General features: G+C 66.8%; 24 protein-coding genes and 1 pseudogene. 15 read left to right on the top strand and 10 right to left on the bottom strand.

The window, feature by feature from the left end:
* Positions 1 to 29 precede the first annotated feature (29 nt).
* On the bottom strand, positions 30 to 611 hold the full coding sequence (locus NFL01S_RS27595) for an NPCBM/NEW2 domain-containing protein (protein ID WP_245670921.1): 582 nt from the start codon (positions 609 to 611) through the stop codon (positions 30 to 32).
* Positions 612 to 1,164: 553 nt separating this feature from the next.
* On the opposite strand from NFL01S_RS27595, the gene NFL01S_RS27590 reads away from it, so the two are divergent.
* On the top strand, positions 1,165 to 2,772 hold the full coding sequence (locus tag NFL01S_RS27590; RefSeq protein ID WP_062979216.1) for a DEAD/DEAH box helicase: 1,608 nt from the start codon (positions 1,165 to 1,167) through the stop codon (positions 2,770 to 2,772).
* A gap of 735 nt (positions 2,773 to 3,507) precedes the next feature.
* Positions 3,508 to 3,963 (top strand): SRPBCC family protein, encoded by a 456-nt coding sequence (locus NFL01S_RS27585; RefSeq protein ID WP_062979215.1) that lies wholly within the window; start codon positions 3,508 to 3,510, stop codon positions 3,961 to 3,963.
* A gap of 303 nt (positions 3,964 to 4,266) precedes the next feature.
* Here NFL01S_RS27585 and NFL01S_RS27575 read toward each other — a convergent pair whose 3' ends face one another.
* Positions 4,267 to 5,349, bottom strand: a complete 1,083-nt coding sequence (locus tag NFL01S_RS27575) for an NAD-dependent epimerase/dehydratase family protein (protein ID WP_062979213.1) — start codon at positions 5,347 to 5,349, stop codon at positions 4,267 to 4,269.
* Positions 5,350 to 5,835: 486 nt separating this feature from the next.
* Between NFL01S_RS27575 and NFL01S_RS27570 the strand changes: the two genes are divergently transcribed.
* On the top strand, positions 5,836 to 6,129 hold the full coding sequence (locus tag NFL01S_RS27570) for a hypothetical protein (protein ID WP_062979324.1): 294 nt from the start codon (positions 5,836 to 5,838) through the stop codon (positions 6,127 to 6,129).
* 51 nt (positions 6,130 to 6,180) lie between these two features.
* Here NFL01S_RS27570 and NFL01S_RS27565 read toward each other — a convergent pair whose 3' ends face one another.
* From NFL01S_RS27565 to NFL01S_RS27550, 4 genes are read right to left on the bottom strand one after another with little or no spacing between them, the layout of a single operon-like run.
* The gene (locus tag NFL01S_RS27565) at positions 6,181 to 7,002 is read right to left on the bottom strand and encodes an ABC transporter permease (RefSeq protein ID WP_062979212.1); all 822 of its coding nucleotides are present in this window, start codon (positions 7,000 to 7,002) and stop codon (positions 6,181 to 6,183) included.
* Complete coding sequence (locus NFL01S_RS27560; RefSeq protein WP_062979211.1) at positions 6,999 to 7,808, bottom strand: ABC transporter permease; 810 nt, start codon at positions 7,806 to 7,808, stop codon at positions 6,999 to 7,001. The genes NFL01S_RS27565 and NFL01S_RS27560 overlap by 4 nt, the downstream gene beginning before the upstream one ends.
* Positions 7,805 to 8,596, bottom strand: coding sequence for an ABC transporter ATP-binding protein (locus tag NFL01S_RS27555; protein ID WP_062979210.1), 792 nt, complete (start codon positions 8,594 to 8,596; stop codon positions 7,805 to 7,807). Before NFL01S_RS27555 ends, NFL01S_RS27560 begins: the two co-directional genes overlap by 4 nt.
* 31 nt (positions 8,597 to 8,627) lie before the next feature.
* Positions 8,628 to 9,626 (bottom strand): ABC transporter substrate-binding protein, encoded by a 999-nt coding sequence (locus NFL01S_RS27550; protein WP_157117013.1) that lies wholly within the window; start codon positions 9,624 to 9,626, stop codon positions 8,628 to 8,630.
* Between the two features lie 397 nt (positions 9,627 to 10,023).
* Here NFL01S_RS27550 and NFL01S_RS27545 point away from each other — a divergent pair, with 397 nt between their 5' ends.
* From NFL01S_RS27545 to NFL01S_RS27520, 6 genes are all read left to right on the top strand, one after another.
* Entirely contained in the window at positions 10,024 to 10,698 is a 675-nt protein-coding gene (locus NFL01S_RS27545; RefSeq protein ID WP_084493318.1) for a FadR/GntR family transcriptional regulator, read from the top strand.
* A gap of 146 nt (positions 10,699 to 10,844) precedes the next feature.
* A complete protein-coding gene (locus NFL01S_RS27540) occupies positions 10,845 to 11,411 on the top strand; it encodes a MaoC family dehydratase (protein ID WP_062979207.1) in 567 nt (188 codons plus the stop codon).
* On the top strand, positions 11,408 to 12,622 hold the full coding sequence (locus NFL01S_RS27535; RefSeq protein ID WP_062979206.1) for a CaiB/BaiF CoA transferase family protein: 1,215 nt from the start codon (positions 11,408 to 11,410) through the stop codon (positions 12,620 to 12,622). The genes NFL01S_RS27540 and NFL01S_RS27535 overlap by 4 nt, the downstream gene beginning before the upstream one ends.
* Positions 12,619 to 13,998: an MmgE/PrpD family protein gene (locus NFL01S_RS27530; protein WP_062979205.1), complete on the top strand. Its 1,380-nt coding sequence runs from the start codon at positions 12,619 to 12,621 to the stop codon at positions 13,996 to 13,998. Before NFL01S_RS27535 ends, NFL01S_RS27530 begins: the two co-directional genes overlap by 4 nt.
* Before the next feature lie 18 nt (positions 13,999 to 14,016).
* Entirely contained in the window at positions 14,017 to 15,180 is a 1,164-nt protein-coding gene (locus NFL01S_RS27525; RefSeq protein WP_062979204.1) for an acyl-CoA dehydrogenase family protein, read from the top strand.
* Complete coding sequence (locus NFL01S_RS27520) at positions 15,177 to 16,001, top strand: HpcH/HpaI aldolase/citrate lyase family protein (RefSeq protein WP_062979203.1); 825 nt, start codon at positions 15,177 to 15,179, stop codon at positions 15,999 to 16,001. Before NFL01S_RS27525 ends, NFL01S_RS27520 begins: the two co-directional genes overlap by 4 nt.
* 108 nt (positions 16,002 to 16,109) lie before the next feature.
* Here the strand turns inward: NFL01S_RS27520 and NFL01S_RS27515 are convergent, their stop codons facing one another.
* A complete protein-coding gene (locus NFL01S_RS27515; protein ID WP_062979202.1) occupies positions 16,110 to 17,606 on the bottom strand; it encodes an MFS transporter in 1,497 nt (498 codons plus the stop codon).
* 112 nt (positions 17,607 to 17,718) lie between these two features.
* Here NFL01S_RS27515 and NFL01S_RS27510 point away from each other — a divergent pair, with 112 nt between their 5' ends.
* The gene (locus tag NFL01S_RS27510; RefSeq protein WP_062979201.1) at positions 17,719 to 18,399 is read left to right on the top strand and encodes a TetR/AcrR family transcriptional regulator; all 681 of its coding nucleotides are present in this window, start codon (positions 17,719 to 17,721) and stop codon (positions 18,397 to 18,399) included.
* Positions 18,400 to 18,477: 78 nt separating this feature from the next.
* Here NFL01S_RS27510 and NFL01S_RS27505 read toward each other — a convergent pair whose 3' ends face one another.
* Positions 18,478 to 18,801 carry an ArsR/SmtB family transcription factor gene (locus NFL01S_RS27505; RefSeq protein WP_062979200.1) on the bottom strand — a complete coding sequence of 108 codons (324 nt, stop codon included), beginning with the start codon at positions 18,799 to 18,801 and terminating at the stop codon, positions 18,478 to 18,480.
* A 16-nt stretch (positions 18,802 to 18,817) separates the two neighbouring features.
* On the opposite strand from NFL01S_RS27505, the gene NFL01S_RS27500 reads away from it, so the two are divergent.
* Positions 18,818 to 19,285, top strand: a complete 468-nt coding sequence (locus tag NFL01S_RS27500) for an SRPBCC domain-containing protein (RefSeq protein ID WP_062979199.1) — start codon at positions 18,818 to 18,820, stop codon at positions 19,283 to 19,285.
* A gap of 204 nt (positions 19,286 to 19,489) precedes the next feature.
* Positions 19,490 to 19,948 (top strand): nitroreductase/quinone reductase family protein, encoded by a 459-nt coding sequence (locus NFL01S_RS27495; protein ID WP_062979198.1) that lies wholly within the window; start codon positions 19,490 to 19,492, stop codon positions 19,946 to 19,948.
* Here the strand turns inward: NFL01S_RS27495 and NFL01S_RS37395 are convergent.
* Both NFL01S_RS37395 and NFL01S_RS37390 read right to left on the bottom strand, forming a co-directional pair.
* Positions 19,882 to 20,250, bottom strand: coding sequence for an amidase family protein (locus NFL01S_RS37395; RefSeq protein ID WP_280508017.1), 369 nt, complete (start codon positions 20,248 to 20,250; stop codon positions 19,882 to 19,884). The genes NFL01S_RS27495 and NFL01S_RS37395 overlap by 67 nt on opposite strands.
* Positions 20,251 to 20,291: 41 nt before the next feature.
* Positions 20,292 to 20,738, bottom strand: a pseudogene (locus NFL01S_RS37390) (amidase family protein); the annotation flags it as partial.
* A gap of 165 nt (positions 20,739 to 20,903) precedes the next feature.
* Here NFL01S_RS37390 and NFL01S_RS27485 point away from each other — a divergent pair.
* The 3 genes from NFL01S_RS27485 (at position 20,904) to NFL01S_RS27475 (ending at position 25,204) form a co-directional block, all read left to right on the top strand.
* A complete protein-coding gene (locus NFL01S_RS27485; RefSeq protein ID WP_062979196.1) occupies positions 20,904 to 22,820 on the top strand; it encodes a GAF domain-containing protein in 1,917 nt (638 codons plus the stop codon).
* Between the two features lie 145 nt (positions 22,821 to 22,965).
* Positions 22,966 to 24,240 carry a hydroxymethylglutaryl-CoA reductase, degradative gene (locus NFL01S_RS27480; protein ID WP_157117011.1) on the top strand — a complete coding sequence of 425 codons (1,275 nt, stop codon included), beginning with the start codon at positions 22,966 to 22,968 and terminating at the stop codon, positions 24,238 to 24,240.
* Position 24,241: 1 nt separating this feature from the next.
* The gene (locus tag NFL01S_RS27475; protein WP_062979194.1) at positions 24,242 to 25,204 is read left to right on the top strand and encodes a hydroxymethylglutaryl-CoA lyase; all 963 of its coding nucleotides are present in this window, start codon (positions 24,242 to 24,244) and stop codon (positions 25,202 to 25,204) included.
* Positions 25,205 to 25,227 lie beyond the last annotated feature (23 nt).

Here is a 25,227-nt window from a genome sequence, read left to right as displayed (position 1 = left end):
TTCGCCGGTAAACGAAGATATTCGCGAACCTATTTCGTGAGAGTCGGATCGCCCCAGACACCGTTTCCGAGCTGCGTGCAACTCGACGACGAAGCACCGTCGAGAAGCGTGAAGGCGATCGTCAGATTCTCCACACCGGCCACCGGGATTTCCACCTTCGGCGGCACGCCCACACCGATATTTCCGGAGGTGAAAACAGATTTCCCGTCGGCGACCACCGAGAACTGCAGTGCCGATTCCGTATTACCCCCGTCGGCCACGCCGATCACCGAGGAAAAGCGCGACCATTCCCGATTGAGGTCGTAGGTGTGGCTCACCTCGGTACTGCAACCACTGAACTGCTGGTAGATCGCATGCGGATAAGCGACACCGTTGACGCTGATCGACCCGGTGTAGGCGGTGGTACCGACCGGGGTCAGTTCGGCGAGGAACTGCTGGGCGGCGCCGGTGGTCGTGGCGGGCGGCGCGGGCGCCGGCACGGACACCGAACTTTCCGTGGTGGTGGGGGGAAGAGCGGAATCGGAATCGGCTTCTCCCGAACCGGGACCGACGATGAGAGTGACGACCAAACCCACAATCGCCAGCGTCACACCGAGCCCTGAGACAAGCATCACTCGTTGGACGGAATCACCGGCCTGGGCACCCGGCGCCGTACGCGCCGGCGAGGGGGGACTCTGTGTTTGCCCGCGGGTGGGATCGGTGGGATTGGACACGCGCACACTCTTCTTCGATCAACTCGCCGGAACCCGGATGGGCGCCGCAGCAGAGATATACCACGCTCGCCAGGCGTAGGGAATCGGAGCGCTCGGGTCGGTGGTGAGAACGCAATCAGCGTAATACCGCTCACCTGGTTCGGTGGGCTGCAAACGCGAAAGATTCAGCGCACTTTGACAATTCAGACCCATAGGACCAGACCATTTCGGGGAGCCGAGCAATGAACCGGGCAGCCGCCCGACTGTGCCCCGGTTCACGAATACCGGAAACCACTCGCCTGTGCTGTAGGGTGACTGCTGTACCTGCGCCGATGAGAATGCATGTACAGCCGTCGCGGGATACCTGCTTTTCGCGTCGGGACCCGCGACGCCGCCACCTCGTGTAGGCACGGACATCGGTCCGATCGGATGTCGCGGTATCACCTCCGATGCCGAAAGGCGCACTATATTCATGCCTGTCCACACTGCTGTCACGCAGACTTTCGCCGATCTCGGCGTATCCACCGGAATCGTCGACGAACTGGCGGCCGCCGGTATCACCACAGCGTTCCCCATCCAGGCCGCCACCCTGCCCGACAGCCTCGCCGGACGCGATGTGCTGGGCCGCGGCAAAACCGGTAGCGGTAAAACCCTGGCCTTCGCGATCCCGATGGTCGACCGGCTCGCCGGCACCAAACGGGTCCCCGGCCGGCCGGCCGGGCTGATCCTGGCCCCGACCCGGGAACTCGCCACCCAGATCGCCGCCACCATCACCCCGTTGGCGCAACTGCGCGGACTGCGGGTGACCACCGTTTTCGGTGGTGTCCCGGTGAATCGCCAGATCAAGGCCTTCAAACAAGGTGTCGATATCGTCGTCGCCTGCCCGGGCCGGCTCGAGGATCTGATGAAACAGCGAGCGGTCGCACTGGACGCGGTGCAGATCACCGTGCTGGACGAGGCCGACCATATGGCCGATCTCGGCTTCCTGCCCGGCGTGACACGCATCCTCGCGGCCACACCCGCCGGTGGTCAGCGCCTGCTGTTCTCGGCCACCCTGGACAACGGGGTCGGGAAACTGGTCGACCGGTTCATGCGCGCACCCGTCACCCATTCGGTCGACGAAGCCGGTGACCCGCCGCCGAAAATGGAGCATCACGTTTTCGAACTCGAGGGCGCCGCGGCGAAAAAGCAGATCATCCGGATGCTGGCCAACGGTAGCGGTCGCCGCATCCTGTTCATGCGCACCAAACACCACGCCCGGCGACTGGCCGGCGAACTGACTCGCGCCGGTATTTCCGCCGTCGACCTGCACGGAAACCTGTCACAGCCCGCCCGCGACCGCAACCTCGCCGCATTCGCCGCGGGGACGGCCCGGGTGATGGTCGCGACCGATATCGCCGCCCGCGGTATCCACGTCGACGAACTCGAACTGGTGGTGCACGTCGACCCGCCCGCCGAGCACAAGGCCTACCTGCACCGTTCCGGCCGCACCGCGCGCGCCGGTACCGAGGGCACCGTGGTCACGCTGGTACTTCCCGAACAGCGCAAGGATGTCGCGGCCCTGCTGCGCAAAGCCGGAATCACGGTGAAACCGCGTTCGGTGACCATCGATTCGCCGATCCTGACCGAACTCTCGGACGGCGCGGCCGCCGCGCTGCAACTCCCCACGGAGGCGCCGCAGGCCGACCGCTCGCGCCCCGAGAACAGACCTGCCCGCAACGGCAGGCGTGGCGCGCGCGGTGCCCGCACATCGACGAACGGCCGCGCGGATACGACCGGCGCGGCCGCCGGCGGCGGACAGCGGACCCGTCCGGACGGATCGGGTAAACGCTCCGGCCACAGCGACCGCTCCGGCGCGGCCGAACACGCCGGAGCACGCGGTTCCAGCGGTCGGCGCGGCCCGTCCGCGGGACGCGCCGGCAAACGGGTAGCGTCCGGCCACGAGGCTCCCGCAGCACCCGCACGTAAGCCGGCAGCCGGCACCAAGCGGGTGGCGCATACCAGCACCACGAATAGTGCCGATCCGGCGCGGGCCCGTGGCTCGCGCCGCCCCCGCCGGGCCACCCGTCCAGCCGGCTGATCCTCCCCTGACCCGAACTCCTCGGGCAGACTGCCACTCCCTCGAGCGACGACAGCGCGCTCGGGGGAGTGCCGCTTGTAGGGGACCGACACCGATGCGCTCGGATACCGATCGGCTTGCGCGCACCGGTAGTACTCGAGCGATGCGGGTGATGACGACATCGGTGCATCCCCTGTCGTGCATTACGACGGCCCGGTTCCGTTGCCGACGGAATTCACCACAGGCCGGCCGGTTCAGCCGACCTGCCCGAACTCGATCCGGTGCTGTAGACCTATGGGCACGGCCACCGAGCAGCAAGGCCCCGCCGGCGCCGGTTCCCCCTCGATACACGAACGACCTGCCTCGGCAACGGCTCGCACCACAGATGAGCGAGACGCCCCTGACCGTGGTCCGCAGGGCCGATCCGATCGACGAAACGCCTCCCGCCCGGAGTGATCGACATCGTCACCGTCGGTTCCCCGCGTGCGACCCGACGCCGGACAGCCGAACGCGGTCTGCGGCGAAAGTCCCGGGCGCGTCGGTGCCCGGCTACGCTCGGCGGCCGATCCAGCTCGCCGACCGTATCGCTGTCCTGAACACGGCCGGATCGTCGTCGCCGGCAGGACTCCGGCCGGGTTCGCGCCTCGATCCGGCCGGTTTCGCGGACCGGCGGCCGGGTACCTCGCCGGGCGATGTCACTGCCGTACGGCGCAGGTGCCCGCGCGGCAGTAGGTTCTCTCTACGATCGGAGCTGCGATGCCCGCCGAACCGAGTGTGCGTATCCCGATCCCGATCGAGAACGTGTTCGGTGTCCTCGCCGACGGCTGGCTTTATGCGCTGTGGGTTGTCGGGGCCACGCATATCCGGAAGGTCGATTCCGGATGGCCGGCGGTCGGCACCCGGATCCACCACAGCGTCGGCGGCTGGCCGCTGGCCCGCAGCGACACCACCACCGTGAGCGCGGTGGATCCGCCGCATCATCTCGAGCTGGAGGCCCGGTTGTGGCCGGCCGGAGCGGCCCATATCTCGCTCGACCTCGTCGCGCTCGGACCCGACAGTACCGAGGTCCGGATGGCCGAACGCATCTCGCAGGGTCCCGGTCGGCTGCTCCCCGGAATGGTCCAGGATCTGGCGCTGATATCCCGCAATCGCGAATCCCTCCAGCGTCTCGCCGCCCTGGCCACCGGACGCTCCCCCACCGGCGCCGACTGAATGCCTCGTGCGCCGCGCTCGGCCTCCTTGCACACACCCCGGTGACCTCCTCACGTGCGCAGCTCCACCGGGACCACGTCGTAGAGGTCATCCCCGGCGACCGCGGGCTCCCCGGGCGCGCGCACCTCCCCGCGGCAATCTGCGCGATACCCTGCGCGCTCATGGTTGCCTGGCCGAATCAGATCCGGCTGAAATGCTCGCGGTCGGGAGCCCGCCGGGCCCCGCCGTCCGCTCGTCCGACCGAGCCCGGCCAACCGCTCGTCGTACCACAGGGCCCGCACCTGCGAGGACCGGCGGAATGATTCATCCGCCGGTTCCGGCAGTGCCGGCATGTTGCGGGCGCTGGTTCTGGTGAGTCGGTCGCCCGAGCCGGAACTTCGGGCGGGGAGGGGCGAGCGGGGCGCTGGGGCCGGGCGGCCCGGTCCTGATCCGGCTCGCCAGCTCTCGGCAGGCCGTGACGGCATCGGTTTCCGGCTGCCAGCCCAGTTCGCGGGTCGCCCGGACGGCGTCGACCAGGCAGGCGCGATCGGCCAGTTCGAGCCAGGCCGGATGCAGTGGTTGCAGGCCCGTCCGCCAGCTCCATCCGGCTCCGGTGGTCAGCAGCCCACGCGGAACCGGCGCACGGAATCCGCCGAACAGTGCGGCCAGGGTCGGCGCGGAGAGAACGGGTTCGGCGGCGAGGTCGAATGCGCCCACCGCACGGTCCCGGAGGATCGCCCGGATCGCCGTGGCCACATCGGCGGCGTGCACCAGCTGTAGCCGGAGGTCCTTCCACAGCGGTATCGGTAGCATCCGGCGGCCGATCACCGATCGCGGCAGCCACGGGCTCAGCAGCCAATCCCTCAGCTCGGCAGCCGAATCGCTCTGCACGATGCCGCACGGCCGAATCCGCGCGACCCGGATGCCGGGCTGTTGCTGTTCGAATTCGTCGAGTCGCGTTTCCAGTGCGGCCTTGCCGAGGCTGTAGGCACTACCGGGCAGGCCGGTCCGCGGATGGTTTTCGTCGACGTGGGTCCACCGGTCCGCCGGGGTGTACGCGGCCACCGAGGATGCGCACACCACCTGCGCGACCCCGGCCGCTGTCGCGGCGTGCAACACGTGTTCGGTACCGATCGCGTTGGTGCGGGTCATCGGCGGGTCGGTGCGGTGCGGATGGATCGCCCAAGCCAGATGTACCACGGCGCTCGCTCCGGCGAACGCCTCCGTGAGCACGGATTCGGCCGAGGGGTCGCCGATATCGCAGCCGATCCACCGCATCCCGGTATACGGTTCCCGGGCGGGCGGCCGGCGCCGGGCGATACCGGTCAGCTCCCAATGCTCGATTCCGGGTGAACGCAGCAGGGCAGTTCCCACGCTTCCGCTGGCACCGGTGACGACGACCTTCATCCGCCCGGTTCTCCCCAGGTCCGGGCGGCGGCACATACCGCCCGGCTCGGCCCGCCCGACCACCACGGGTTGCGCACTGCTCGTCCCGTATTCACATCGCCCGGGTACCCCCGGTTCCCCTGTGAAACCCGGCCGGGTCGAGCCGGTCGACGTCGCGTGCACGCCGGCGAACGACGCGCAGTTCCTCCAGGAGGGCGTACCCGGGGCTTCACCGTGACCGGGCGGCCGGATATCGACGACTTCGCGGGGGCACTGCCGGAGAAATTCGTGGCCGCGGCGGCCACGCTCGGCGTCGAAACCCTCTCGCCGGTCCACGGTGCCCCGGGGACGGCTCGATCGCCGACCCGGCTACCCCCCGTTCACCACCGTGGAACGGTCGATACCGAACACCGGCGGGGACTCCGGGTACGCCCTACCACCACCGCTCCCGCGGCAACGATCGATCGAACCGGCCCGGCCCGCGGAGCGCATTCATATACTGGCGACATGCTCGATCCCCTCAGCCTTGCCGTAGGCGCAGGCCTTCTCGCAGCCGGCTGGGTCTGCGGCCGGTTCGTGCCACGGCGGCGAACGGGATCGGCGCGCAAGCTCACCGCCCGTTGCGGTTGCGGCCACGATCTGGCGTTGCACGACCGCTCCACCGGCACCTGCCACGCCGAATCTTCCCGCCGCGGCACCCACGGTCTGCGCGAATGGGTGCAATGCAACTGCCGCCGCTATACCGGCCCCACTCCACTCGAGGACGTATTCAGCCCGCCGATCCTCCCGCCGGACAACTGACGCGAATGCCGGATCACGATTACGGAACCGCAATCGGCAGGTGTGCAGGTGTCACCGGGCCGCGCCGCCGAAGCGGGCCGTGATGCGATTCTCCAGCGCCTGCAGAGCAATCGTGGGGGGTAGTGCGATCACGACGATCAGCACGACCGAGCCCATGATGTTCTCCATCCGGATGAGGCTCACATTGCGCAGCATCTCGTAGCCGATACCGCTCGACGAGGAGAACATCTCCGCAAGGAGCAGCCCCAGGAAGGCGAGGCCGAAGGTCGCCCGCATACCGGTCGCGAGCGCGGGCAGCGTCGAAGGCACGATGATCTGACGGATGAGCCGCGGACGGCTCATCCGTAGCGACGCCGCCATTTTCAGATGCAGTGGATTCACCGCGGTGGCGCTCTCTACGGCCATGATCAGCATAGGGACGAATGCCGCGTAGAAAGCGAATCCGAACCGGCTCGACTGGCCTATCCCGAGAAAGGACAGGAACAACGGGTACAGCACGATCTTCGGGATGCTGTTGATCGAGTAGATGATCGGCAGTACGGCGCGGGACCAGAAGGCGCTCATTCCGAGAGCGAGACCCAGAATCGAACCCGCCACCACGCTGACGACGAATGCGGCGATCAACAGGCGCAGGGAGTCGAACACATTGGCGCGAAACGATTCGGTGGCCAGATCGGCGAACAGCGACCGCATGGAATCGGCGGGCGTGGGAAAGATCCGACTGTCCAGCACGATCGCGGTGGCCCACCAGGCCAGGACGCCGAGGACGGCGACGAGAACCGGAGGCCCGATCCGTCGTGCCGTGCTGATCCGGGACACCGCTGTGCCCAGGAATATCGGGCGGGTCGGCAGTTGCCGCACTACGGATGTCATCGCCGGCGCCTCCAATCGAATCGGTTGAGCACTGCGGAGATGAGGAGGGTCGCCAGGAGCGCGAGTGCGGTGACCACGAGTATGCCCGCGTACATTTCCGCGATATCGAAGCTGTCGTAGGCGATCGATATGTAATGCCCCAGCCCCTCTGTGGAGAGAATGAATTCACTGGCCAGCACCGAGATGATGGCGTACGAAAGGCCCAGTTTCAGACCGGTGATGATATTGGGCAGCGCGTAGGGCAGCAGAATCGATCGGAAGTACTGCCACCGAGTCATCCGCAGCACCCGGCCCAGTTTTCCGATGATCGGTGTCGTGGATTCGAATCCGGTCTGCGCGTTCACGGTGACGATACCGAAGGCGAAGACCGTCGAAAGCACGGCGATCGGGGTGATTCCGCTGCCGAACAGCACCACCATGATGGGGTAGAGCGCGAAAGTCGGGACTGCGTAGTACACATTCAAGTACGGACGGAAAGCTCGCTTACACAAGTCGAACCGCCACAAAAGGTAAGCGGCCGCGATACCGAGAACGGAACTGACGGCGAAGCCGATGGCAATGATTCCGAGCGTGCGCCCCAGCGAATCGACCAGGAACTCCCGGTCACCGAGCAATCGGATCGTCTCCGCGACCATGTCCGAAACGGGCACGATATCCAGCGGAGAGGCCAGCGACGAGCGTGCGTAGAGTTCGACGAGCGCCAGGAGCACGATGATGACCACAGCGGTCCATCCCGGGCTCGGCAACCGCAACACCCGAGCCGGCGGCGGGCGGAGATAGCCGGGGACTACGGATCGGTTGCTCATCGGGCCACACTCATCGTCTTCTTCGCCTCATCCCGCAGCGACGACCAGATACGTTCGTGCAACGAGGTCGCGGCCGACGAGGTCAGCACATCCTCCGAACGTGGTCGCGCGAGGTCGATCGCTATTTCGTCGATGAACCGCCCCGGCCGCGCGCTCATGACCAGAACCCGGTCCGACAGCAGGATGGACTCCTGAATGCTGTGCGTGATGAACAGGACTCCGCAGGTGAGCTTCTCGACGATTTCGAGCAACTCATACGACATCACCAGGCGGGTCTGCTCGTCCAGCGCGCCGAAGGGCTCGTCGGCCAGGATCAGATCCGGTTGCATCGACAGACACCGGGCAATGGCCACCCGCTGCCGCATTCCCCCGGACAACTGCCCCGGGAAATGATCCCCGAAAGCGGTGAGTCCGACGGTGGCGAGCAGTTCGTCGGCGCGGGACCGGCGCTCACGCTTGGCTACACCCTGGACCTCGAGCGCGAACGCCACATTGTCGCGGACCGTACGCCACGGCAGGGTCGCCGATTCCTGGAAGATCACCGCGGTGCGTTCCCGGGGACCGCTCAGCGGCTTCCCGTCGACTGCCACGGTCCCCGCGTCGTGGTCCTGCAGCCCCGCGACGATCTCCAGCATCGTGGATTTACCGCAGCCGCTGGGGCCCACGATGGAAACGAACTCTCCGCGTCCTATCTGCAGATCGACCCCGTCGAGTGCGGTGACCGCGCCGAAGCGCCGGACCACACCGCGTGCGTCGACGATCGGGTCGGATGTCGTAGGAGTATTCATGAACAGACCCTTCGCGGTCGGAAGTTGTACATCACGACGAGGACGTCTCGGAGCATCCGTCGGGGAGTGAGTGATCCACGTCGGCCGGCAGGAACTGTGGATCGAACAGGGTGCAGAGGTCGGGGTCGCGGTCGCTACCCGAAAGTTCGACTCCGGCCTGCGCCGATGCCACCGAGGCAGGGTCGAAGCCGCCGCCCCAGGTTCGGGCGGATGCGGCCCGTTCGACCACCTTCAGCGCGGCATCGACATCGAATCCCGAATAGTCGGCGTACAACTGGGCTGCGGCCAGTGGATTCGCGTCGATCGAGGCGACCGCGTCGGTGTAGCCGGCGTTGATGGCGCGCACCACGCCGGGGTGGGAGGCGGCGTAGTCCTTCGTCGTTGTGATGGTGGATTGCAGGAAGCGCTCCAGATATTCAGGGCTGCTCGCGATGAGCGTGAAATCGTCCGGACGTTGTTCGGCCACGATCGAGGGCAGCATCGCGATATCCACGGACCCCGCTTCGAGCAGCGCGAGGCCCTCGCCGATCCCACCCGAGGAGACACGTTCGATCCGGTCCTCGGGGATACCGGCCAGCTTCGGTATCAGCTGCGAAAGCGCATCGGTTGCCGAGTTCGGCCGCGTGTACGCCCACCGGCGCACGTCCTGGATCGATCGGATCCGGGTATTCGAGGCAAGTGCGTAGAAGTTCATCGGGTACGGGCCTTGCGTACCGCCCCCCACCACGCGCAGTTCGGCGCCGGTCGGGTCGGCCTGCACGATCGACGGGTAGCTCACCTCACCGATCGGGATATTGCCGTCCAGCAGGGTGCGCATGGTGGCGCTGCCCCCTTTGCCCGGCACGATGTTCTCGACGATGACGCCGTACTTCTCGAACAGTCCCTGTTTCTGGGCGACCAGCCACGGGATGCTGTAGATCTCGGCCGCGGCCGACACCGTCACATCGATGGTGACGGGTGCGGCGGGATCGGCGTCGGGGCCCGGATCACCGGCGCATCCGGCGAGCGCGACGATCGATGCGGCCGCCATTGCGACCGACCTGCCACGACGGGCCCGGCGATGTGGGGACGGAAATAATGTGAACATGATCCCTCGACATATCGTGCGGGTCGGTGGTGACGATGCCGCCGCCGCGGGTGGTTGAGAGCGGCACCTGTTGTGACGGCTCGCAGGATCTGGTTGGTGAGACTTGGGTTACAGTGGGTGACTGTAAACATATGATGGTTTGATCGTCAAGAGTCGCATTTCTCGACAACAGCGGGCGTCTTACGGCGAATTTTCTACCGATACAGCAGACTTTTAGGGAACCGCCCGGACACGGGACTGCACCGGACCGACAAAGGAGAGGCCGAGGTTGGCCGCCGACCGTACGAACCACGGAGCGAAAACAGCAGCGTCCCGGCCACCATTGGCCTACGAAATTCTGATGGAGACGATCAGGGCGCGAATCCTGTCCGGCGAACTCCCCCCGGGCACCCGGCTCCCCACGGAGCCCGAACTCAGCGACGAGTTCGGCGTCGGCCGGAGCACCATCCGCGAGGCCCTCCGTTCACTGGCCACACAGAACCTGATCCACACCACCCGCGGGGTGACCGGCGGCAGTTTCGTCACCGCGCCGAGCATCGGGCATATCAGCGCCCATCTCGAGACGGGCGTGGCGCTCATGGCGGCGGCACAGACCGTGAGCGTCGATCAACTGATGGAAGTACGCAACCTGATGGAGGTTCCCGCGGCCGGGATGGCAGCCTTCCGGCGCACGCCCGAACAGCTGGAACGACTCGAGGCCGTAATGTTCGAACCGGACGGCACCCAGGGCCCGCAGACATACGCGGCGAATCAGGAATTCCACCTCATCCTGCTGCGCGCGGCGAGCAATCCGCTACTGGAGTTGATCACGGCGCCGGTGTTCCGGGTACTGTCCGGGCGCTTCGGACGCGATCACACCCCGGACGGATTCTGGGAATGCGTGGACCACGATCATCGCGCGATTCTCGCGGTGGTGCGGGACGGCGATTCGATGGCCGCCATGGACCTCATGCGCAGGCACCTGGACCATCTGCGGGATTCGTACCGCCAGATGGATCGACTTCGGTCCACATGAGACCATACATCTGATGTTTTTGACCAGAGCGCGATAGACATCCAAAGAAAATCAGGACTCTTCTCGCAGCGCGAACTATTGACGACGCAAACATCAGATGTTTACAGTCATCGCGACTGCCCGACCGAAGCCCCCTAGGAGGCACCGTGGCGACCCATCCCGCGATCTTGGGAAGGTTCTTCGAGGACTACACCGTCGGCGATGTGTACCAGCACCCGCTGGGACGGACCATCTCCGAGGCCGACAACACCTGGGTGACCCTGTTGTCGATGAACACCAACCAGAACCACTTCAACGCCCATGTGGCACAACAGAATCCGATAACCAACGGCCGGGTTATCGTCAACTCGGGTCTCACCGTCTCGGTGGTGCTGGGCATTTCGGTACTGGATATGAGCCAGAACGCGATCTCCAACCTCGCGTTCACCGATATCAAGATGAGCCACCCGGTCTATGTCGGTGACACCATCTACGCCGAAAGCATCTGCACCGGTCTGCGTCGCTCGGAATCCCGGCCCTACGCCGGCATCGTCTCGATGATCACGCGCGGATTGAACCAGGACGGTGACGAGGTCATCTCCTGGAAGCGCTCGGTCATGGTCGCGACTCGCGAAAGCGGTATCGGACAGAACTACTTCCCCGTGGCCAAGAGCGGCCCGCTCGAGCTACCCGGCTCCACGTCCGCCGCTACGACCGACGGAGTGTCCGCATGAGGCCGCTCGAGGACGTCCGGATCCTCTCGCTCGAACAATACGGCGCGGGCCCGTTCGGGAGCCTGCATCTCGCCGACCTCGGCGCCGATGTGCTCAAGGTCGAAGATCCCGGAGCCGGCGGCGATGTCGGCCGCTATGTCCCGCCTTTCGCCGCGGGCGAGGATTCACTGTTCTTCGAAACCTTCAACCGCAACAAACGCAGTATCTCCCTGGACCTGTCGACCACGGCGGGCCGTCAGGTGTTCGAAGATCTCGTCCGCGAATCGGATGTCGTGTACTCCAACCTGCGGGGAGATGTGCCGCAGAAGATCGGCATCACCTACGACCAGCTCAAACACCTCAATCCGGCAATCGTCTGCTGCAGCCTGACCGGGTTCGGGATGACCGGTCCGCGTGCGCAGGAACCCGGATACGACTACATCCTGCAAGGGCTGGCGGGATGGATGAGCGTCACCGGCGACCCCGACGGCCCGCCCACCAAATCGGGCCTGTCCCTGGTGGATTACTCCGGTGGGTTCGTCGCCGCCATCAGCATCCTGGCGGGGCTGCATGCCGCCCGGCGCGACGGTATCGGCGGCGACTGCGACCTTTCGCTGTACGACACGGCGATGGGCCTGCTCACCTACCCCGCGACCTGGCATCTCAACGGCGGCTTCGAACCCGTCCGTACCCGCAATTCCGCGCATCCTTCCCTCGTACCGTTCCAAGCATTCGAAGCATCGGACGGCTGGCTCATCGTCGGCTGCGCCAAGGAAAAATTCTGGCAACGACTGGTCGTTGCGATCGACCGGCCCGAACTCGCGGCAGATCCCCGCTTCACCGATTTCGAGAGCCGCGGCCGCCACGCCGCCGAACTGCTGCCGATTCTCGAAGAGGTCTTCGCGACGGCCACCGTCGAGCACTGGCTGTCGGTGCTGCGTCCGGCCGGGGTGCCGACCGGACCGATCAACGATATCGGTCAGGCTCTCACCGAGGAGCACACATTCGCCCGCGGGTTGATCGTCGATACCGAACATCCGCGCTTCGGCACGGTGCGGCAGGTCGCTTCACCGGTGCGTTTCGGTACCCAGCAGCCCGATTACCGGCGGGCACCCACCCGGGGCGAGCATTCCGATGCCGTACTGCGCGGACTCGGTTACAACGACGAACGGATCTCGGAATTGGCCGCCGGCGGCGCCTTCGGCACAGACGGTTCGGACATCACTCGATGACCGCGGCAGCGGTACTGGCCGGCTGGATTCACGGGACGGAGCCGCGGGACCTGCCGCGGGAAGTGGAGCACGCCGTCGGCAGGCATCTGCTCGACGGTGCCGGCGTCACCGTCGCCGCAGCCCGCCTCGCCGCCGGCCTGCCGGGGTGGACCGTCGCGCACAGTCTCGGTGGGCCACCGCAGGCGCGTGCGCTGACCGGATATCAGGCGCTGTCGGCACCGGCAGCGGCCATGGCGACCGCGATGCTCGAACACGCGCTCGATTTCGACGACACTCATGCCGGTGGCCTGGTCCACCCGACGGTGACCGTGCTACCTGCCGCGTTCGCGGTGGGCCAGGAGCAGTCGGCGACGGGTGAACAAGTACTGGCGGCGGCGGCTCTCGGGCTGGAAACCGTCTGCCGGCTCGGCGCTGTCAGCCCGCACGGTTTCCACGCCCGCGGCCTGCACGCCACCGGTGTCGCGGGGCCGCTTGCCGCGGCGGTGACCGCGGGACGGTTGATGGGCCTGCCCGCCGCCCGACTCGTCGACGCCCTGGGGATCGCCGGCTCCTCGGCCGGCGGATTGCTGGAGTTCCTGGATTCCGCCGCCGATACCAAATCCCTGCATCCCGGTTCCGCGGCCTTCGCCGGGGTGGTGGCGGCCCGGCTGGCGGCCGCCGGGGCCTCCGGGCCACCCTCGGTGCTCGAGGGTAAACGCGGTGTGTACGCGACGCTTTCGCAACGAGCGGCCGATCTCGCGGTGCTGACCGACGAACTCAGGGACCGCTGGGAACTGACGCGCATCGGTATCAAGCCGTACCCGAGCTGTCAGCTCATGCACGTGACCCTCGATGCCGTAGCCGCCGCAGTCGCCGAAACGGCGGTCGACCCGGCCGATATCGTGGATATCGAGGTGCACGTCCACCCCGATTCCAGCCCGTTCGTCTGCGGTGACCACACCGGGACGGGGCCCCCGCGCAGTACCTACGATGCCAAGTTCGACCTGCCGTGGAGCGTCGCCGCGCTGCTGCACGACGGGGCGATCACCATCGACACCTACACCCCACAGTCGATCACCCGCCCCGCGGTGGCGGCGACGGCGAAATCGGTCCGGGTAGTCCCCGCACCGACCGAAGGGCCCGCCGCCGCGGCGCCCGGCCGAGCCGTCGTCACGCTGCGCGATGGACGGACCGCGACGGGAGACGTACCAGGTAGCAAGGGAACACCGCAGGTTCCCATGACCGATGCCGAAGTGCTGGCGAAGTTCACCGGCAACTGCGCCGGGCACCCGCGGGCCGGCGAACTCGCCGACCGAATCCTGAACTTGTCCGCGGAGGACGACCTGACCGTCGTGCACGACCTGGCCCATCTCATCGCCACCGATCGGCACGACTGAAGAAAGCTGAGGAACAGCATGGATTTCACCTTCAACGAACAGCAGCGCGATTTCCGGTCGACCTTGCGGGCCTTCGTCGAGAAGGAGATCGTGCCCGTCGCAAGCGAATACGAGCGATCGGGCCGATACCCGACCGAAATCGTCGAGCATATGAAGAAAATGGGGCTCTTCGGGATCACCACTCCCGAGGAATACGGCGGCCTGGACCTGGACAAGGTGTCGTTCACACTGGTCTACGAGGAACTGGCCCGGGGCTGGATGGGAATCGCCGGCATTCTCGGTAGCCACAACCTGTCCTGCTGGATGATCGCCCGTCACGGCACCACGGAACAGAAACAGGAACTCCTGCCGAAACTGGCCGCCGGAACCTACCGGACCGGCGTCGGCCTGACCGAACCGGGCGCGGGTACCGACCTCCAGGGCATCCGCACGACCGCCCGCAGAGACGGGGACCACTACGTGGTCAACGGGACGAAGACGTGGATCACCAACGCGCGCTACGCGAACGTCCTGCCCGTTCTGGTGAAAACGGATACCACAACGACCCCTGCCCACAAGGGGATGAGCATTCTGCTGATCGACACCACGACCGAGGGCTTCGAGGTGCAGCGCGATCTCGGAAAGCTCGGATACAAGGGCACCGAATCGTGCGAGATAGTGATGACCGATGTGCGGGTGCCGGCGAGCGCGCTACTCGGGGGCACCGAGGGCCGTGGCCTGCAACAGGCGCTGTCCGGGCTGGAGATCGGCCGCCTCAACATCGCCGGTCGCAGTGTGGGAATCGCCCAGGCCGCCTACGACGCCGCCCTCGTCTACGCACGCGAACGCGAGGCGTTCGGGCAGCCCATCGCGGAATTCCAGGCAATCCAGCTGAAGATCGCCGATATCGCGACACAGTTGCAGGCCGCACGGCTGATGACCTACTGGGCGGCCTCCCGCGCCGACGGCGGCAACCGGGTCGATATGGAAGCCGGGATGGCCAAGACCTTCGCCTCCGAAACAGCGATCACGGCAAGTCTGGAATCCATGCGCATCCACGGTGGATACGGATACTCCACGGAGTTCGTTGTGGAACGGCTCTACCGGGATGCGCCGCTCATGGCGATCGGCGAAGGCACCAACGACATCATGCGCACCGTGATCGCGAAGGCACTCGTTTCGGGTCAGGGAACCATCGGATGACGGCGACCACGTACCTGTACGTACCGGGCGACATGCCGCAGCGATTCGGCAAAGCGCTGCGCTCGGGTACCGATGCGGTCGTTCTCGATCTCGAGGACGCGGTGGTCGCCGCCCGGAAAGACGAGGCCCGCACATCGGTCGCCGAATGGGTCGCACGCTGCGATCCGGACGGAATCGAACTCTGGGTTCGGGTGAACCCGGGCGATGTGCAGGCCCGCGATATTCGCGCAGTAGCCGGACCGAATCTCACCGGCATCTGGCTACCGAAAGTGGAATCGGTTCGGGAACTCGAAGTAGCGGACCGCATTCTCACCGAATGCGGGGCCGATGACGCACGGCTGTCCGCACTCGTCGAAACGGCCACCGGGCTCATGGCGGCACCGGATATCGCGCGCTCGCCGCGCCTGCGTTTTCTGCAGATCGGTGAGGTCGACCTCGCCGCGGACCTGGGGATCGAAGTAGACGACTCCGCCGAACAGTTGCTGTTCGCACGCAGCCGCGTGGTCACGGCGAGCGCGGCTGCCGGGATCGAACCGCCCGTCGCGGCGGTATCGGTGAACTTCACCGATCTTCCCGCGTTCGAGGCCGATACCCGCCGGCTCCGGCGCCTGGGTTTCGCGGGGCGGGCATGTATTCATCCGAAACAGCTCCAATCGGTGCGCGCCGTATTCACCCCGACGGCGGAGGAGATCGGCCGTGCGGAGGAGGTGCTGAGCCGGCTCGCCTCCGCCACCTCGGGTGTCGGGGTCGACGCGCACGGGCATCTCATCGATGAAGCAGTCGCGCGATCGGCGCGGCGCGTACTCGCTCGCGCACGCTGAGCAGCGTGCCCCCATTCTGTCCGCTCTGTCCGCTATCGACGGCGGCTACCCGAGAGCACCGTGCCCGCCTTCGCATATCGCGAAGACGGGCACGTAGGCATCACCGGGTCAGTGCGCGAGCACCGGTTCTCCCTCGGCCGGAGCGGGCAGAGTGGACGGCAACAACATCGCCAGCACTACCGCACCGATCACGAAAATGCCTGCGGCCCAGGCAAAGCTGGTGGTGTAGCTTTCGATCGCCGATTGGGCGGCGGTGATCTGGCTCGGCGTCCGGCCGGCGAGGTAGTCACCGGCCGCCGAAGCCGCGATGGTGCTCAGCAACGCCGTCCCGATCGACCCGCCGACCTGCTGGCTGGTGTTGATCATCGCCGAGGCGACCCCGGCGTCGTCGTGCCGGACCCCGGCGGTGGCGCTCTGGAACGCCGTCGACATGGCGGCGCCGAGGCCGAGGCCGAGCAGGATCAGGCTGGGCAGGATATGGGTGGTGTACCCGGTATCGAGGCCGATCTGGGTCAGCCACGCCATTCCGAACGCGGCGATCGCGAACCCACCGCTGACCGCCACCTTCGGCCCGATCTTCGGCAGCAGCAGCGACGGCGTGGTGGTGGACGAGGCGATCATCCCGGCGACCATCGGCAGGAATGCCACACCGGTCATGATCGGCGAATAGCCCAGTGTGAGCTGCATGTAGTAGGTCAGGAACAGGAAGATCGCGAACATGCCGATCCCCATGACGAATACTGCGAGGTATGCGCCGCCGCGGGTGCGGTCGAGCACGATACGCAGTGGCAGCAGGGGATGCGCGACCCGCGTTTCGAGCCAGACGAACAGCGCGAGCAGGCCTGCGCCGCCGGCGAGGAAGGCGAGCGTCACCGAATCGGTCCAGCCTTCGCTCTCGGCGTGGGAGAAGCCGTAGACGATCGCGAAAAGGGCGGCGGTGACGACGACCGTGCCGGGGATATCGAGCTTGGGGCGGACACCGGCGGCGTGCCGGGCCAGCAGCAGTACCGCACCGACCAGCGCGACCGCGGCGAAGATCAAGTTCACGAACATCACCCACCGCCACGACGCCCATTCGGTGAGCGCTCCACCGAGCAGTAGGCCGATGGCTCCGCCGGTACCGGCGACGGCGCCGAAGATACCGAAGGCCTTCGCCCGTTCGGACGGTTCGGTGAAGGTGACGGTCAGCAGTGACAGCGCCGCCGGTGCGAGCAGGGCACCGAAAACGCCCTGGCCGACGCGGGCCGCGACCAGCATCTCGAAGTTGGCGGCCGCACCACCGACTGCAGAGGCCACCGAGAACCCGATCAGGCCGACGATGAAGGTGTTGCGGCGCCCGAACAGATCGCTGAGCCGGCCGCCGAGCAGCAGCAGGCTGCCGAAGGCCAGGGCGTAGCCGGTGATCACCCATTGGCGGCTCGCATCGTCGAATCCGAGATCGCGCTGAGCCTCGGGCAGCGCGATGTTCACCACGGTCGCGTCGAGTACGACCATGAGCTGGGCGACGCCGAGAACGGCGAGAACCCACCATCGCAGCGCGTGCGACCCGCGTCTGCCGGACGGTTTTTCCTGCGCGGATGGCCCGCGATCGAACGTGGTAGTCATCTCGCCCCTAGAAAGAGTGGTTAAATGGAGGTTGCACCTCCGATTATCTGAACGCTAACACAAAAACGGAGATCACGCCTCCACTTAATCCCGTCGTTGATAGACTGCGGCTGTGAAACCCGCCACGACCTTGCGCACCCGGCGCCTGCGCGCCGATGCCGTCCGCAATCAGCAACGCATCGTCGAGGCCGCCCGCGAACTGTTCGCCGATCGCGGACTCGAGATCACCCTCGACGATGTGGCCGAACGCGCGGGCGTGGGAGTGGGCACGGTCTACCGCCGGTTCGCCAACAAAACGGAACTCATCTCCGAGGTCTTCGAACATCACCTCGGCGAATTCGCCGACGCCGCCGAGGCGAGCGTGCACCACCCCGACCCCTGGCTCGGCCTCGTCCAGTTCGTCGAATACGCCTGCCGCCACCTCGCGATCAACCGCGGGTTCAGCGAGGTGATCCTCGAGCTCGATCTCGACACCGAACGCTTCCACCGCGTCCGCGACCGGATCAAACCGGCGGTCGCCGCCATCGTCGAACGCGCCCGGACAGCGGGTGTGCTGCAACCGGATATCGAGCCGTCGGATCTCTTCGCGATGATCCATATGGTCGACGGGCTCGCCGAATTCGCCAAACCGGTCAATCCCGAGATCTGGCGTCGCTATATGGCCATCACGCTGAACGGCATTCGCGCCGACAGCGTCGAACGCCAGGACCTACCGGTCCGCGCCCTCACCGACGACGAGGTCGATCGGGCCAAGACTGCGCGCACGGCCCCATGCGCGAGCCGGCGCCGCTGAGAACTTCACCATCCGAGTCGACTTCGCACCCGGCAGTCCACAGAATTCCGGCACACCCGGCCGAAACAGGCGGCGCACCTACTCGGCCTCCAGGTCATCCAGCAATTCCACTGCGGCACGGGCATATTCCCCGATCCACCGGTCGTAGATGCGTTTGATCGGCATCGGCGCGAGCGAGAGATGCCGCTCCCGGCCCACTTTGCGGCCGGTCACCAACCCCGCCCGCTCCAGTACCCGCAGATGCTGCAGCACCGTCGTCCGATCCAGCCCGGGAAAGAATTCACACAACCCACCCGTGGTGCGCGGCGCTTCTTTGAGCGCATCGAGCATGGCCCGCCGGGTCGCCGATCCCAGCGCTTTGAACACCAGATCATCGGGGTCCTTGTCATCAACCTCAGACATGTTGTAAATTTATCACATGTCTGAGCTGAAAGAACTCTCCTTCACCGTTTCCGGCCGTGTGGCAAAGCCCTGCGCCGAGGTATACGAGGCGGTCGCCGACCCCGAACAGCTGTCGAAGTACTTCACCACCGGAGGGGCCCGCGGCCGGCTCACCCCGGGAGCGGAGGTGACCTGGGGTTTCCACGACTTTCCGGGCGCATTTCCGGTGCGGGTCCTGAAGGCGGACCCACCGCGCACCATCGTCATCCAGTGGGACGGCGAGGCCACCACCGACGAGGCCGGTGCCACCACCACAACCTTCGAATTCGAACCGATCGACAACGACACCCGGACCCTGGTGACCATCACCGAATCGTCCTGGCGCCCGACCGAAGCAGGCGCGAAGAACGCCTTCGGCAACTGCGAGGGATGGACCGGCATGCTCGCCGCGCTCAAGGTCTGGATCGAGCACGGCATCGACCTCCGCGAGGGCTTCTACAAGTAAGCCCTGCGAAAAGGCGGCTACAGGCGCCCCGGCGCACCACAGGGGCGCACGGGCGTACCCGCAATCGGTCGGGCCGGACGGGTCCACGGCGACGACACGTCCCTCGCCGAGCCCACCCGGTGTGATCAGCAATTACCTTCTGACCCATATCGTTCGGAAGTCGGCTACGGCTCTCCACCTCCGGCGGGGACTAGTATCCGGCAGATGTCGTTGCCGAGTGATATGCCCGCGTTCAACAGGTCTGTAGTGGAGGATTTCCGCGCCAATGGCGGAGAAATCACGAGGGAGGGAATGCTGAAGGGGGCCGACCTCGTCCTGTTGACCACGGTCGGCAGGCGGAGCGGGCGGCAACATATCGTGCCGCTCGCCTATCTGACCGACGGCGACGACCGAATCGTGTTGTGGGCGTCCAATATGGCCGCAGCCGAGCATCCGGCGTGGTACCGGAATCTGGCCGCCAATCCGCAGGTCATCGTCGAACGCCCGACCCCCGCGGGGATCGACCTTTTCACCGGTACCGCGCAAACCGCCACCGGTACCGAACGCGATCGACTGCTCGGCATGCTGGCGGAGCAGTTCCCCCATATGGCCGCGCATCAGCAGCAGACCGAACGAGAAATCCCGCTCGTCGTGGTGGAACGGGTATCCGGGCTGACGGGATAACTGGGTGGTCGTCGCCCGATCAGGACGGCGGCCAGTGGTCCGCCCAGGTCAGCGCCCGTTCGACCTGCCCGGCCAATGCCATGATCGCCGGGTCGTCGTGGAACCGGCCGACCAACTGAACACCGATCGGCAATCCGGACCGCGCGGAACCGGCCGGACAGCACACCCGGTGACTGCCAGCGATCCGGATGCGGCGCCGTGCCGACCCGCCCCCGGAACGGCTCGAGACCGAAGAGGCCGCAACACGAAGCGGGAATCCGGATCGACCCACCGCCGTCTCCGCCGATGGCTGCCGCCACCATTGCGGTGGCGACGGCGGCAGCCGAACCACGCTGGATCCACCGGCAGTATGCCCGGCATTCCACGGATTGCCGGTCCGCCCGGTCGCCTCGGCTTCGGTGAACGGCCACAATCCGAATTCGGGCATCGTCGCCTTGCCGCTGATCACCGCGCCCGCCCGGCGCAATCGCCCGACGATTCCGCTGTCCGCGGCGGCGGGAGTGTGATTCGCCCGGCCGCCGAAGGTTGTCACCGAGCCGGCAATATCGTTCTCCTGTTCGATCGCCACCGGAACTCCGTGCAACGCACCGCGCGAGCCGGCAGGGCATTCGTCCGGTACGGCCGCCTCCCGCAGGGCGGATTCGGCCGAGACCTCGAAGAACGCGTTCACCCTCGAGTTCAGCTCTTCGACGGCGGCGCGTACCGCCTCGGTGAGCTCCACCGCGCCGACCCGGCCGTCGCGCAATGCGGCGGCCTGCCCGGCCACACCGGAGCGGAGTAGGTCACGCATTGTGCATCGCTGACCTGCCGGGATTTCGCCGGCGCCGTAATCTGCCAGAACGACAGGAATGTCTCACCGTGCCGGCGACAACCCCGCCTGATCTATCGGTGACCGGCCCGCGCACCGGCAGAGGGGGTGCGCCGGCGCCGTGGCACAGGGGCCATCATGTAGTCCATGAACAGCAGCGACATCGCGCGTCTCGTCCGCGAGGTGCTTCGCACCGTCACCCACGGTGAACCGGATGTCACCGCACTGACGGGCTCGCTGACCGGCCTCGGTCTGGATCCGGACACGATCGGCGAGATCGTCGACCGCGTACGCCGCGACCGCGCCGAGGTCGCTCGCCTGCGCCGGCGTGAACAGGAGCTCACCGCACTGTTCTCCAGTGCCCGCGACCTGGCCGAGGTACGCGATATCGATGCGCTGCTGGCCAGATTGGTGGCACGCGCCCACGAGATGATGGGCACCGATGTGACCTACCTGTCGGAATTCGACGCCACCACCCGCGACCTGCACGTCCGCAAAACGATGGGAGCGGTGACTCCGCAGTTCCAGGATCTGCACGTGCCCGCCGGGACAGGGCTGGCGAGCCGGATCGCCGATACCCGGTCGGCCCAGTGGGTGCCCCGCTACAGCGAGTACATGGAGGGCACCCACGAGCACACCATCGACGATGCCGTGTTCGCCGAAGGGATCGTCTCGATCCTCGGTGTGCCGATGCTGTCCGACGGCACCGTCCTGGGCGTTCTCTTCGCCGCGACCCGGCAGGAACACCGGTTCACTCCCGAGGAGATCGCGCTGCTCTCGGCGCTGGCCGACCATGCCTCGGTGGTGCTGCAGACCGCGAATATCCTCGCGCAACTCCGGGAATCGCAAAACCGCACCCGCGGTGCACTGGACAAGCTGACCGCGCATCTGGAGGCCCGGGACCGATCCAGCGCGGTACACCAGGAACTCGTCCACGCAGTGCTGTCCGGAGGCGGTTTCACCCAGGTCGCACGCACCTTGTCCGCGGCGCTGGACCGGCGGGTGACGATTGTCGACGCCGAATCCTTTTCGATCGCCACCTCCGCGGCCGCAGACAACGAGCACGTCACGGTGAGCCTGTCGCCGGATGTGCGGGCGGCGATCTCGGCGAGCCGGTCGAGCGGGCACTGCCGGACGGTCGAGAAGAACAGGTCGGTCGAGGCAGTGGCCGCCGTCACCGCCGGCGAACTGTATTTCGGCGCGCTGCTGCTCACCCCCGGCAGTGTGGAACTCGGTCCGGTGGAGCGGCGCACGATCGAGCGGGCGGCTCAGGTCGCTGCGCTGCTCGCTCTGCAGCAGCGGGCGGTCACCGACGCCTACCGCCGTGAGCGCGGCGAACTCATCGCCGACCTGCTGGATTCATCGCCGGAACGGCGGCGCGATATGGACCAGCGGATGCGTAACCACCGGCTGGCCTCGTCCGATCTGAAATCGCTGCATATCGTCGAGGTGCCGCCGGACCGGCGGGCCCGCGCCGAACGCGCGGCGGCGGGGTTCCTCGGCGACCGAGGGCTGGTGAGCGAACATGCGGCCACCGTCGCCGTGATCGCAGCGGCCGCCGATCCGATGGCTTTCGCGGACGACCTCCGCACCCACCTCATCGGCGCGCTCGGGGCCCCGGTCCTCATCGTGACCCCGCCGCCGGCCGCAGCTCCCGACGAACTCCCGCGGCTGTTCCGCACCGCGCAACAGACCGTGCGCCTGCTCGCGGGGCTGGGGATCGACAGCGGCGCGGTCGCCACCGATGCCTACGCCCCGTACACGGTCTTGTTCGGGGCGAACCCGGAGGCCCTGCAGTCGTTCCTCGATCTCACCATCGGCCCGGTCCTCGACTACGATGCCCGGCACGGCACCGATCTGCTCACTACCCTGCGGACCTTCGTGCGGCACGAGGCGAGCCCGACGAAGACGGCGCGCGCACTGAACTATCACACCAATACCATCCTGCAGCGTCTCGACCGCCTCAAAACCCTGCTCGGCGCAGAATGGCGGCAGGACGAACACCTGTTTCGTATCTCGCTCGCCACCCGGTTGGACGAGTTGCGGTCGGTATCCCGGCAATGACAGCCGGATGTACGACCAGCACACCGAGCGTGAGATTTCATGTGTTCTGGACACATGTCGCCGGTTACAGCGTGGTCGTAGCGTCGGTATCCGGCAGATTTCCCCGGGGACGTGGGTACCGCGTCCCCGCTATATGGAGGGCGCAGTGACCGTCAACAGCAGAATTCCCGGTTTCAAGGACTCGTCCGTCGAGCAGCGTCGCTCGGTGGTTTCCGAACGCACCGGGGTTGCTGTCGCGGACCTGGATGTCCTCGATCCCGCACGCGGCCTGGATACCGAACATGCCGATCACATGATCGAGAACGTGATCGGTGTGCTGGGTATCCCGGTCGGCATCGCCACCAACTTCCGGATCAACGGCCGCGACTACCTGGTTCCCATGGCGACAGAGGAGCCGTCGGTCGTCGCCGCGGCGAGCAATGCCGCGCGGATGGCCCGCGAGCGCGGCGGGTTCTTCACCTCGGGCACCGGTCCGGTGATGCAGGCGCAGATCCAGTTGCTGGACCTCCCCGATCCCGAGGCCGCACGGCTACGCATCCTGGAACACGCTTCGGCCGTCGTGGACGTCGCCAACGAGCAGGATCCGACGCTGGTCCGGTTCGGCGGCGGCGCCCGGGATCTGCACGTACGTCTGGTCCCGACCCGCACCGGCACCCATGTCGTCACGCATCTGGTGGTCGATGTTCGCGATGCGATGGGCGCCAACGCGGTCAACACCATGGCCGAAGCCATCGCACCCCGGCTCGCGGAGATCGCCGGGGGCCGGCCGCTGCTCCGCATTCTCACCAATATGGCCGACCGGCGGATCGTGCGGGCCCGCGCGGTATTCGACCGCGATCTGCTGGGCGGGCAGCAGGTCGTCGACGATATCGTGCACGCCTCGGCGCTGGCCGAAGCCGACCCGTACCGGGCCGCCACGCACAACAAAGGCATCATGAACGGCATCACCGCCGCGGTACTGGCCTCCGGCAACGACACCCGCGCCGTGGAGGCGGGCTGTCACTCCCACGCCGTCGGCCCCGACGGCCGGTACACGGCGCTGTCGCATTTCGAGAAAACCGCCGACGGGCACCTGTCCGGCACGCTGGAAGTACCGATGGCGGTCGGCCTGGTGGGCGGGGCCACCAAAGTCCATCCGGTGGCGCAGTCGGCGATCAAGATCCTCGGCGTGACCACGGCCACCGAGCTCGCCGAGGTCGTGGTCGCGGTCGGATTGGCCCAGAATCTGGGCGCCTGCCGGGCTCTGGCCGCCGAAGGTATCCAGCGCGGCCATATGAGCCTGCATGCCCGTACCGTCGCGGTCACGGCCGGTGCGTCCACCGCCGAACTCGACTCCGTCGTCGCACAGCTCATCCAGGACAAGAACATTCGCGTCGAGCACGCCGAAAAAGTGCTTGCGGGCCTGCGGAGCCGGAGCTGAGATGACACCGGATACCGAGGCCGTCCGGCGGCCCGCACCGCACGTCCACCGCAGACCGGACCTGCCGGCGACGGTCCGGGTCTACGAGGTGGGCCCGCGTGATGGTCTCCAAGCGGAAGCCACCGTCGTACCGACGCAGGCCAAAATCGAATTCTGCCGCCGGCTCGTCGCCGCGGGGGTTACGGAGCTCGAAATCACCAGCTTCGTCTCGCCGCGCTGGATCCCGCAACTGTCGGATGCCGAACAACTACTTGCCGGCCTCGAGCTGCCCCGCGATATCCGCCAGGTGGTGCTGGCCCCGAACTATCGCGGGCTCGAACGGGCACTGGCGGCCGGATCTGCCGAGATTGCCGTATTCGTCAGCGCAACAGAGACATTCGCGCAGAGGAACATGAACACCACAGTTGCCGGGGCGCTCGAATCCGCACGCCCCGTCGTCGCCGGCGCCGGAGCGCACGGGCTCACCACCCGCGCATATATCTCGATGTGTTTCGGCGATCCCTGGGAGGGCGCCGTCGGCACAGGAACCGTCGCCGATATCGCCGAACGCCTCTTCGATATGGGCGTGGCCTCGATCTCGCTGGGCGACACCATCGGCGTCGCCACTGCCGGACACGTCCACGATCTCCTCGAAGCCCTGCTCGCGCGGGGTATCCCCCCGCGGGCCCTGGCGATGCATTTCCACGACACCTACGGCCAAGCGCTCGCGAACGTCTACGCCGCGCTGACCGCCGGCGTCACCGAGTTCGACAGTGCGGCCGGTGGCCTGGGCCGCTGCCCGTATGCCGCCGGCGCCACCGGGAACCTCGCGACCGAGGACCTGGTGTGGATGCTGCACGGACTCGGTATCGCCACCGGTATCGACCTGGATGCCCTGGCCGCGACCTCCCGCTGGATGTCCACCGTCCTCGGCCGCCCCAGCCCCTCGCGAGTGGTCAGCGCACTCGCCGCCTCGACTTCCTGACCCGCCCGACCCCTCGACGCCGA

Origin of the sequence: Nocardia flavorosea NBRC 108225, assembly GCF_001613385.1 — a bacterium.
Classification (GTDB): domain Bacteria; phylum Actinomycetota; class Actinomycetes; order Mycobacteriales; family Mycobacteriaceae; genus Nocardia; species Nocardia flavorosea.
This window is presented reverse-complemented; position numbering and strand designations above follow the sequence as displayed.